General features: G+C 65.4%; 8 protein-coding genes. 3 read left to right on the top strand and 5 right to left on the bottom strand.

Features of this window, described 5'->3' with window-relative positions; all coding sequences use genetic code 11:
- Positions 1–243: 243 nt before the first annotated feature.
- The 3 genes from CEY11_RS22130 to CEY11_RS22120 are packed head-to-tail and all read left to right on the top strand — an operon-like array spanning position 244 to position 3,830.
- Positions 244–759 (top strand): sugar dehydrogenase complex small subunit, encoded by a 516-nt coding sequence (locus CEY11_RS22130; RefSeq protein WP_088605599.1) that lies wholly within the window; start codon positions 244–246, stop codon positions 757–759.
- A 9-nt stretch (positions 760–768) separates the two neighbouring features.
- Complete coding sequence (locus tag CEY11_RS22125) at positions 769–2,391, top strand: GMC family oxidoreductase (RefSeq protein ID WP_088605598.1); 1,623 nt, start codon at positions 769–771, stop codon at positions 2,389–2,391.
- A 23-nt stretch (positions 2,392–2,414) separates the two neighbouring features.
- Positions 2,415–3,830, top strand: coding sequence for a cytochrome c (locus CEY11_RS22120; protein WP_088605597.1), 1,416 nt, complete (start codon positions 2,415–2,417; stop codon positions 3,828–3,830).
- Between the two features lie 38 nt (positions 3,831–3,868).
- Here the strand turns inward: CEY11_RS22120 and CEY11_RS22115 are convergent, their stop codons facing one another.
- The 5 genes from CEY11_RS22115 to CEY11_RS22095 are packed head-to-tail and all read right to left on the bottom strand — an operon-like array spanning position 3,869 to position 10,044.
- Complete coding sequence (locus CEY11_RS22115) at positions 3,869–4,939, bottom strand: M29 family metallopeptidase (RefSeq protein ID WP_088605596.1); 1,071 nt, start codon at positions 4,937–4,939, stop codon at positions 3,869–3,871.
- A complete protein-coding gene (locus tag CEY11_RS22110) occupies positions 4,936–5,757 on the bottom strand; it encodes an alpha/beta fold hydrolase (protein ID WP_088605595.1) in 822 nt (273 codons plus the stop codon). The genes CEY11_RS22115 and CEY11_RS22110 overlap by 4 nt, the downstream gene beginning before the upstream one ends.
- Positions 5,758–5,761: 4 nt before the next feature.
- Positions 5,762–8,689 (bottom strand): xanthine dehydrogenase family protein molybdopterin-binding subunit, encoded by a 2,928-nt coding sequence (locus CEY11_RS22105; RefSeq protein ID WP_088605594.1) that lies wholly within the window; start codon positions 8,687–8,689, stop codon positions 5,762–5,764.
- Positions 8,676–9,170 (bottom strand): (2Fe-2S)-binding protein, encoded by a 495-nt coding sequence (locus tag CEY11_RS22100; protein ID WP_088605593.1) that lies wholly within the window; start codon positions 9,168–9,170, stop codon positions 8,676–8,678. Before CEY11_RS22100 ends, CEY11_RS22105 begins: the two co-directional genes overlap by 14 nt.
- The gene (locus CEY11_RS22095) at positions 9,163–10,044 is read right to left on the bottom strand and encodes an FAD binding domain-containing protein (protein WP_088605592.1); all 882 of its coding nucleotides are present in this window, start codon (positions 10,042–10,044) and stop codon (positions 9,163–9,165) included. Before CEY11_RS22095 ends, CEY11_RS22100 begins: the two co-directional genes overlap by 8 nt.
- Positions 10,045–10,050: the final 6 nt, after the last annotated feature.

Here is a 10,050-nt window from a genome sequence, read left to right as displayed (position 1 = left end):
CCCTGGGCGCCACGGACTTCTCGCCGGCATTCATCGTGGTGGGGGCCCTGACCTGGTGCTCGCTGTTCTACTTCTACCGCCTGTCTCCCGACGAAGGCGCGGAAATGCGCGGCGCCGGCTCCGCACGCCGCGGCTAGGAAACTGAACACGGGGTATCTGAATATCCGGCACACAGGCGTATGATCTGGTACTTGAAGTAGCCATTCCTGTTCCGCCGTCCAAGCTCACAGCAAGGGGTTGTACATGCACGAGTCTGCCAGGCAGCCGGATCCATCCCTCCCGTCGACACGCCGCCGGCGCCTGCTGGCCGGGTTCGTCGGCGCTTATACCGCAACGCTGATTCCCTGGGCTTTGGCCCAACCGGTCAAGAACGGCCAGCACGGCGCCTTCCTGGCCCTGTCGGCCATTATTGCGGGCCGCCAGTCGCTGGACGCCGGCATGGCCGAGCGCATCTTCAAGGGGCTCAGCGCTGAACAGCCAGGGTTCGCGGACGCCGCCGCGGCGCTGCTCAAACTGGTGGACGAGCGCAAGATCGACCCGATGCACTTGCAGCAAACCCTCGACGACGAAAAATCGCCGCTGGCCCCCTTGCCACGCAAAATCGCCACGGCATGGCTTCTGGGCGTGATCGGCAGCGGCGCGAACGCGCGCGTCGTCGCCTACGAGCATGCCCTGAACGCGCAATTCGTCGCCGACGTGCTCAAGCCCCCTACCTATGCATACGGCCCTTACGGCAGTTGGACACGCAAACCCCTATAAGGAGCGCGCATGGCAGAGTCACTCAACGCAGACTACGTCGTAATCGGCTCGGGCCTCATCGGCTCGCTCACGGCCATGAAGCTCGCCCAGGCCGGCGCCTCCGTTCTCATACTCGAGGCCGGCCCGCGCTACAGCCGCGACCAGATCGTGGCGAACTTCCGCAACTCGCCGCGACGCAGCGACTGGATGTCGCCATACCCGTTTTCTCCATGGGCGCCGCACCCCGTCTACAAGCCGGAAGACAACGGCTACCTGATACAGGCCGGCCCCTATCCCTACCCGGCCGAATACATACGCATGGTGGGCGGCACCACCTGGCACTGGGCGGCGCACGCCTGGCGCAATGTGCCCAACGACCACCGCATCCACACCCTGTACGGCGTGGGCGTGGACTGGCCGGTTTCGTACGATGGGCTCGAGCCTTTCTACCAAGAGGCCGAAGAAATCATGGGCGTCTCGGGCGCCGACAATACCGGCTCGCCGCGCAAGAAGCCCTTTCCCATGGAACCCGTGGCCGAACCCTACGCCATGCGGCGCATACGCGAACGGCTCGACCCCGCCTACAAAGTCGTCACCAATACCACGGCGCGCAACAGCCGGCCCTACGACGGGCGCCCCGCCTGTGTCGGCAACAACAGCTGCCAGCCCATCTGTCCCGTCGATGCGCAATTCAACGGCGGCCGCGCGGTGGCGAAGGCCGAGGCCGCCGGCGTCAAGCTGGTGCCCAACGCCAACGTCTACAAGCTGGAAAGCGATGCCAAGGGGCGCGTGGTAGCCGCGCTTTACTATGATCCCAACAAGGGCACGCACCGCGTCACCGGAAAAACCTTCATCGTCGCGGCCAACGGCATCGAAAGCCCGCGGCTGTTGCTGCTTTCCAGCAGCGACAAATTCCCCAAGGGCCTGGCCAACGCCCGCGACATGGTGGGCCGGCACCTGATGGATCACCCCAGCACCTCGCTGACCTTCGACGCCGATGAAGACGTCTGGCTGGGCCGCGGCCCGCAAAGCCCCAGCTCCATCAACACCATGCGCGACGGCGATTTCCGCAAGGAACATGCGCCCTACCGGCTCGACTTCACGAATATATCCCGGGTCGACGGCGCCACCACCGCGCTGATCGCAGCCGGCGTCTACGGCGCCGAATTCAAGCGCCGCCTGCGCTACAGCGCCGCGCGCGAACTGAACGTGAAAACGGTGCTGGAAGTACTGCCGCACCCCGAAAACCGCATTACCCTCAGCTCACAGAAAGACGGCATGGGCATCCCCAAGCCCGAAGCCCACTACTTCATCGACGAATACACGCACAAGGGCGCCATCCGCGCGCTGGACGACTTCCGCCGCATCGCCGAACTCATGGGCGGCACCAATCTGCGCTACACGCGCGACGGCGAATACGCGAACAACCAGCACATATGCGGCACCCTCAGCATGGGCAATGACCCGGCCACATCCGTCGTCGACAAGTGGGGCCGCGCGCACGACCACGAAAACCTGTACATGGTCGGCACCGGCGTCATCCCTACCGCCGGCACCTGTAATTCCACCGAGAACGGCCTGGCGCTGGCGCTGCATACCGTGCATCACATCCTGGGCGGGCAAAGCGGCGGCTCCGCTTCCGTGCAGTCATGATCAGTCATGCAAAGGTGGCCCACATGAAGACAATGACACGCTTGCTGTCCGGCCTTGCCCTGAGCCTGGCCGCGCTGGCGCTTTGCCCGAGCCTGGAAGCCCGGGCCGCCGGCACATCCGCTTCCGACGCCCAGCTCGTCCAGCAGGGCAAGTACCTGGCCATCGCCGGCGACTGCATGGCCTGCCACACCGCGCACGGCGGCAAGCCTTTTGCCGGCGGCCTGGCCCTGGCCTCGCCGCTGGGCGACATTTATTCCACCAACATCACGCCGTCCAAAACCGCGGGCATAGGCAATTACACGCTCGAGCAGTTCACCCGTGCGCTACGCGCAGGCGTGCGCGCCGATGGCGCACACTTGTACCCGGCCATGCCGTACACCAGCTATGCGCAGGTCAGCGATGCCGACGTCAAGGCGCTGTATGCCTATTTCATGCACGGCGTCGCGCCCGTGGACACCCGCGCACCCGAGACCAAGCTGCCCTTCCCTTTCGACATCCGGCTGGCCATGGCCGGCTGGAACCTGCTGTTCCTCGACGACCAGCCCTATAAGCCGGTGCCCGACAAGGGCGAACTCTGGAACCGCGGCGCTTACCTGGTTCGCGGCCTGGCGCACTGCTCGGCCTGCCACACGCCGCGCAACACGCTCATGGCCGAAGACGCCTCGCAAGATCTGGGCGGCGCCTACGTCGGGCCCTGGTATGCCCCCAATATCACCTCTGACGCCAATAGCGGCCTGGGCGGCTGGAGCGAGCAGGAAATCATCGAATACCTGAGCACCGGGCATACGGCCAAGGCCCAGGCCTCGGGCCCCATGATGGAAGCCATAGATTTCAGCCTGCGGCACCTCAGCAATAATGACCTGAAGGCCATCGCCGTCTACCTGAAATCAGTGCCGGCCATACACGAGGCCGCCGACACCAAGGCCGTGTTCGACTGGGGCAGCGCGTCCGACAAGCTGGACACCGTGCGCGGGGCCGCATGGCCATCGAACCCGGATCAAATGACCGGCGCCCAGCTTTACGACGCGCATTGCGCCTCGTGCCATCAGGCGCAGGCCCAGGGCAGCTTCAAGGGCGGCCTGCCGGCGCTGTTCCACAACACGGCCACCGGCCGGCTCCAGACCAACAACCTGGTGCTGACCATACTCGACGGCATCCACTTGCCGGCGCAAGGCAACGGCGTGGTCATGCCCGGCTTTCGCGATGTCATGAGCGACGCGCAGGTCGCGACGCTGGGCAACTACCTGATGCAGGCTTACGGCAATCCGGCCGGCAAGGTCACGGCCGAACAGGTCGCCGCCTTGCGCAAAGGCGCGCCCGCCGGGCCTGGCCCGCAAGTCGACCTGGTATTGGTCGCGCGCGTCGGGCTGGTCATCGCCGGGCTCGTCCTGTTGCTGATCCTGTACCTGATCTTCCGCCCGCGGCGGCGCCGGGCATAGGCCCGCGAAATGCGGGCCGGCCCGGCATCACGCCGGGACTACCACCCCGGCGGATTGACGGCTTTTTCTACCCGCAGCTCGGGGTGCACCACATCGCCGTCGCGGACGATCTCTGTGCCGTCCAGGGTCAGGCTGCAGCCGCGCATGGGGATATCCATGTGGCAGGCGGTATCGTTGGTGCCGCCCAGCTCTACATTGGGCCCGAGCGAAAAGAGCACATTGCCGTAGAACGACAGTGCGTTCATGACGTGCTCGTCATGCAGCCTGCGGGTCGCCTCGAAGTGATACCAGCGTGCCGCGTCGTTCATGCCCCAGCCTATATGCGAAATGGCATAGGCCCTCGGGTCGTTGAAGCCGGCCACGTAGGTGCGCAGCAGATCCGCATCCATGCCCGAGCCTTCCACCTTCGTGACGTAGCCGCGCTCTACGGTGAGAACGACGTCGGACTGCAGGTACCGCTTGAACGCCGCCAGGATGTCTCCTTGGCGCAGTACGACGGTTCCGTCGACCTGTCCGTCATTGCCCTGCGTGAATACGAAGCCCGAGGGGAAATGATCCCAGCGCCCTGGCTGGTCGGTATAGCCGTATTCGGATATGACCGGATACTGGCCCAGCTCGTAAGTGATGTCGGTGCCAAACCGCGAGGTGATGTGCAGGCGCTTGGCCTGCATCAGGATCTCGCGCCCGCGCTCGACCCGCTGGGCCAGTTCGCGCGTGGGGAACATGGCGCGCAATACATGGGGCGGTTCCATGATGCGCAGTATGCGCACGCCCGCTTTTTGCATGTCCAGCTGTTCCCGCGAGAACAGCAGGCCGACCAGGTCGACGACCATATCGCAGCGCTTCAGCATATCCAGCAGCAGCTCCCTGCCCGCGAACGGATGGCGGCCCTGCACCGCCGCCCGCAGGGTCTGGTCGCGCTGGACATTCACATTGAAGGCCTGGGCCCCCAGGCGCCCCGCCGCCTTGAGCAGGGCCTGCACATAGTCGGGCCACTCAGCGCCCGCGTTCAGGATGGCGATCTGCTCGCCTTCGCTTACCTTGCACAGCCGCAGCTCTTCCAGGAACAGCTCGACCAGGTCGAAATCCACTATCGATGAAGCCGTCATGATGTGTGCCGAACCCCCTTAGGTAATATCTGTCGCAATATGCGCAGGCACAAGTCGGTATTTTCAGCCTGCAGCTGATGCGCGGCGCCTTCGGCGCGCACGACTGCCAGCGCAGGCTGCACTCGTTGAAACCTGGCCATCTCTGCCTCGTTGATGACGCCGCTGGCGGTCGCCGCCACCAGCGTCACCGGACAGCTGGCCCGCGCCACGTCTTCATAGACATCCTGCTCATGGAAATCGCGGTAGGCGGGCTCGATCACGCGTGGATCGCAGCTGGCCAGCCACTGGGCGCGCTGCCGCAGCAGCGGCTCTGGCCACTGCGCGACACCGGGCCTGCGCAGATAGGCTTCGGCTTCGCCACGCCGCGCCGCCTGCAGCAGGTTTGCCGTGCGTTCGGCCGGAATGGGATAGGGCCGCCCGCCCGGCGCGCTGGCGGGCGGATCCAGCATGACCAAAGCGCCTATGGCGCTTGACCTGGCTGCCAGTCGCGCGCCGATACGCGCCCCCATGGAATGCCCGACGACAAGGGGCTGCGACAAGCCCGCCGCCGGCAGGAAGGCCTGCAAGTCGTCGGTGCACGCGTCCAGTCCGTAGTCCATATGCGGCCCCTGCTCGCTAAGGCCCCGGCCGCGCACGTCGACGATCCAGACGTCGTAGCCGTCGCCGGCCAGCGCCTCGGCCACGTGCAGCCACAAAGCAGCAGGGCTGACGATGCCCGGCACGATCACTACGGGCAGGCCCGGGGCCTTGCAGCGCAGATAGTGCTGGCGGATGCCGTTGACCCTGAAATGGCCGCCATCCATATATAAACTTTGCATCACATCAGCCCCGCATCGCACACATGATCAAGGAGGCCGCAGCCGCCCCGAGCGCAGCCGCCGCGATCAGCCAGGGCACCATGGGCCAGGTCGGCCATATCGAGGCCTGCCGGGCCGCCGCGCCAGCCGGCGAGCCGGCTGGCGCGACCGCGGGTTCGCCAAGCTGCTTCTGGAAGTTCTGGAAAAACTGTGCCGTCATCTTCGCCACAACGCCTTCGATCAGGCGCGCGCCCACCTGTGCCAGCTTGCCGCCTATATCACCCGAGGCCTCATAATCCAGCCGCGTGCCGCCAGACGAGGCGTCGGCGATGCGGATGCGGACTTCCCCCTTGGCGAAACCCGCAGGGCCGGCATTGCCCTGCACCGACAGGCGATAGGAGGTTCGATCGACGATATCCAGCATCTGCAGGGTCGACTTCATGCGTACGCTGACGGGCCCGATACTGGACTTGACCACCATCTCGTAGGCGTGGGGGCCGGTTTCGCTCATGCTCTGGCATCCGGGTATGGATGCCTTCAGGATTTCGGGATCCATCAACGCCGCCCAGACCCGGTCGCGGCCGGCGCTCAACAGATAATCGCCCTGCACCTTCATCTCTTCACCCTTTTCTTTGTTTCGCGCCTGTTCCAGCAGCGCCCCCAGATTTTTCATGGATATGGGCAGCGCCGTCACGGATACCCCGGCCGCCGCCAGCGCCGATGAAACGGCATTGGCCACGGCGGCGCCAGTTCCAATGATGCCGCCCTCTCCGGCCCCCTTGACCCCGAGCGGATTGCTGGGCGACTGGGCCAGCTCTAGCGTTTCGCCGCGCACCACGGGAAAATCCGTGCTGGTGGGCAATAGATAGTCGGCAAACGTGCCGGTCAGCAATTGCCCGCTGTCGTCATAAATGAACTCGTCCAATAAGGTGCCGCCCAGCCCCTGCACCGCCGCCCCGATGGTCTGCCCGTGCACGATCTCGGGGTTGATGACGCGGCCGAGGTCTTCGACGCAGTAATAGTCCAACACCTCTACCTGGGCGGTGTCGGGGTCGACCGCCACTTCGGCCATTTGTACGCCGAAGGTATAGGTCAACTGATCCGACATGTATTTGGCATCAACCTCGACCGCGCCGCGCTCGGTCGGATCGGCATGAGGCGCAATGCCTTCGGCCAGCTGGGCCAGGGTCAGCAAGCTGGCGCCGTCATGGGCGCCCACCACGCAGCCGTCGCGCCATTCAAGCGAGCCCTCGCTGCGACCCAGCCTGTGGGCGGCCCGCGAGATCAACAGTTCGCGCATCGCGCGGGCCGCCTTGTGGGTCACGGCCCCGCTCATCACCGCGCTGCGGCTATGGTAGGCACCGAAGCCCGCATCGAGCAGCGTCGTAGAACCGTGATATACCCGTACGGCCTCCATGGGCACGTCCAGGCATTGCGACAGCACTTGCGCCATCGACGTTTCATGTCCCTGGCCGGCGCTGGCCGCGCCCAGCGCCAGGTCGAAACACGCATCGCTGCGCAGGGTGAGGCGCGCGTATTCGCCGGGCCCACCGCCCGTGGACTCGGTGAAGCACGCCATGCCCACGCCGATATAGCGGCCATCCTGCAGCGTGCCCGAGCGCTGGCTGCGCTGCGCCCAGCCGAATGCGTCCAGCGCATGCCTGAACACCTGCGGGTACTGTCCCGAGTCATAGATCGTCGGGCCCATGCCGGGAACCAGGGCTCCGGCGTTATAAGGCATTTGCTCGGGAAGAATCAGGTTGGCGGATCGGATGTCGACGCGGTCGATGCCCAGCTTGGCCGCCGCCATGTCGATGAGCCGTTCGCGAAAGAAGGTCGACTCGTAGCGCCCCGGGCCGCGATACGTGCCCGACGGCGTTTTATTGGTGCAAACCGAGATCGCCTCGAACGAAGTCGCTGCAATACGATAGGGCCCGGCCAGGAATTGCGTTCCCTTGCCGGGCATCACCCCGGTATTGGTGCGAACGTAGGCGCCGTTGTCGGCGACCATGCGGCCCCGCATGCCCAGCATGACGCCATCGCGACTGAACGCCATGGACAGATCGCAATAGGTTTCGCGCGAGTGGTTCAGTGCCATCAGGCTTTCGCGCCGGTCTTCTATCCACTTGACGGGGCGTCCGACCCGGCGGGAAAGATACGGCACCAGGAAATCTTCGGGATAGAAGTCGCCCCGGACGCCGAAGCTGCCGCCCACGTCGCACTCGATCATGTCGACGCGATCGACCGGCAAGCCGAGCATGCCGGCCAGGATGCTGCGGTTGGCAAACGGAACCTTGGCGGCGCCCCATACCGTCATGTGGCCCAGCGCCGCATCCCATTGCGCCACAAGCCCCCGGCACTCCAGGGGCGAGGCGCTATGCCTGTGCACGTAGAAGCGCTCGCTGACGACCAGATCGGCTTGTCCGAACGCCTGATCGATATCGCCGAAACCGACTTCATAGGAGGTGGATCTATTGGTTCCCTGGCCGGGGTGCAGCAATACCTCGTCACGCAATGCGTCCTGGGCATCGACGACCGCGGGCAGAAGCTCGATGTCGGCCACGACGCACTCGGCCGCATCTTCGGCGAGATAGGCATCTTCGGCCACCACCACGGCTATGGGCTCGCCTACATACAGGACGCGATCCACCGCCAGCGGACGCTGCAGGAAATTTTCCATGCCCGGCAATGCGCACACCCGCTGCGGGATTTCCTTGAGCAGATGCGCGATCTCGGCGCCGGTGACGACCGCCAGGACACCCGGCAGCGCCTTTGCGGCGCTTCCGTCTATGCCGCGTATCACGCCATGGGCAACGGCCGAGCGCACGACACGGGCGTAGACCATGTCGGGCCTGCGCACATCGTCGACATAGTGGCCACGGCCGCTGACGAAGCGGGGCGCCTCGCGGCGCGTCACCGCCTTGCCGATCATTTCATTGCTAGCTCTCTTCATTTCGCAGCAGCCCGCGTCGCCGCCCCTCTTCCATTACCGCCTCTACGATGGGCAGGTACCCGGTGCAGCGGCATATATTGCCCGACATCGCCTGGCGCACCGAAGCGGCGTCGATGTGGTCTACCTGGGCCAGGTAGGCCTCGGCAGTTACGATTATTCCCGCCGTGCAGAACCCGCACTGCATGGAGTGATGCTCGCAAAAACTCTGCTGCAGGGGCGACAGCCCGTCAGCGGGGGTCAGGCCTTCTATGGTCGTCACCTCGCGGCCCTGCGCCTGCACGGCGAACATCAGGCAGGCACGTACCGAATCGCCGTCCAGCAATACGGTGCAGGCGCCGCACACGCCATGCTCGCAGCCGACGTGCGTCCCCGTCAATTCGAGATCCTGGCGCAGGAAATCGGCAAGGGTCAGGCGCGCCGGCACCTTGCGCGAGACCGCGTGGCCATTCACCCTCAGCTCGACGTCATACAGGTCAGTCATTTCGTACTCCTGCGGGCTTTCCCGCCGCCTCGACGAGCGCACGCACCACGCACGAATGAACCAAATGGAAGCGCAGCGCTGCCGAGGCGTGCAAGTCCGAGCGAGGGTCGACTTCCGCTGCGGCTGCCAGGCCGGCCAGATCGGGATCGATTTCATCCGGCTTGCATCCGACCACGCCCACCAGCGCCGCATCGAGGCGCCGCGCACGATCTTCGGCGGCAAACACGACGAGTCTTGCGGCGCTGATCAAGCCGCTGTCATCGATGGCCAGCCCGGCCAGGGCGCCCGCCATGGCGAAGTCGCCGCGGCGGCGGGCGATTTCGTGAAAGCCCCAGCGCCAACCGCGCAGGGGTGCCGGAAAGCGTACCTGGCACAATACCTCCCCAGGCTCGAGCGCCGTCTCGTACACCCCTTTGATGAATTCGCCGGCCGGCAGGACTCGTGCGCCCAGCCGGCCGGCCAGCTTCATTTCCGCGTCCAGCAACAGACAGACGGCGGCCCATTCGGCAGCCGGATCCGCGTGACAAAGGCTGCCGCCTATCGTGCCGCGATTCCTGACTTGCTCGTGGGCCACATGCTTCACCGCCAGAGGAATGGCCGGCCAGCCGGCGCCGACCTGCGCATCCCGCAGAAACCGGTTATGTGCAACCATGGCACCGGCGGACAGGCTGCCGTCGTCTTCGACATTCAGCGCGGACAAGCTCTCGATGCCCGCCAGATCCACCAGCACGCCGGGTGTGGCCATGCGCAGATTCATCGCCGGCACCAGGCTCTGGCCGCCGGCAATAATCTTGACGTCGTCGCCCTGCTCCAACAGGCTCAAGGCCTCTTGCAGGCTTGCCGGACGCCGATAGGCAAATGCGCTTGGCTTCACGACACG

Source organism: Candidimonas nitroreducens (genome assembly GCF_002209565.1).
Lineage (GTDB): Bacteria > Pseudomonadota > Gammaproteobacteria > Burkholderiales > Burkholderiaceae_B > Candidimonas > Candidimonas nitroreducens.
This window is presented reverse-complemented; position numbering and strand designations above follow the sequence as displayed.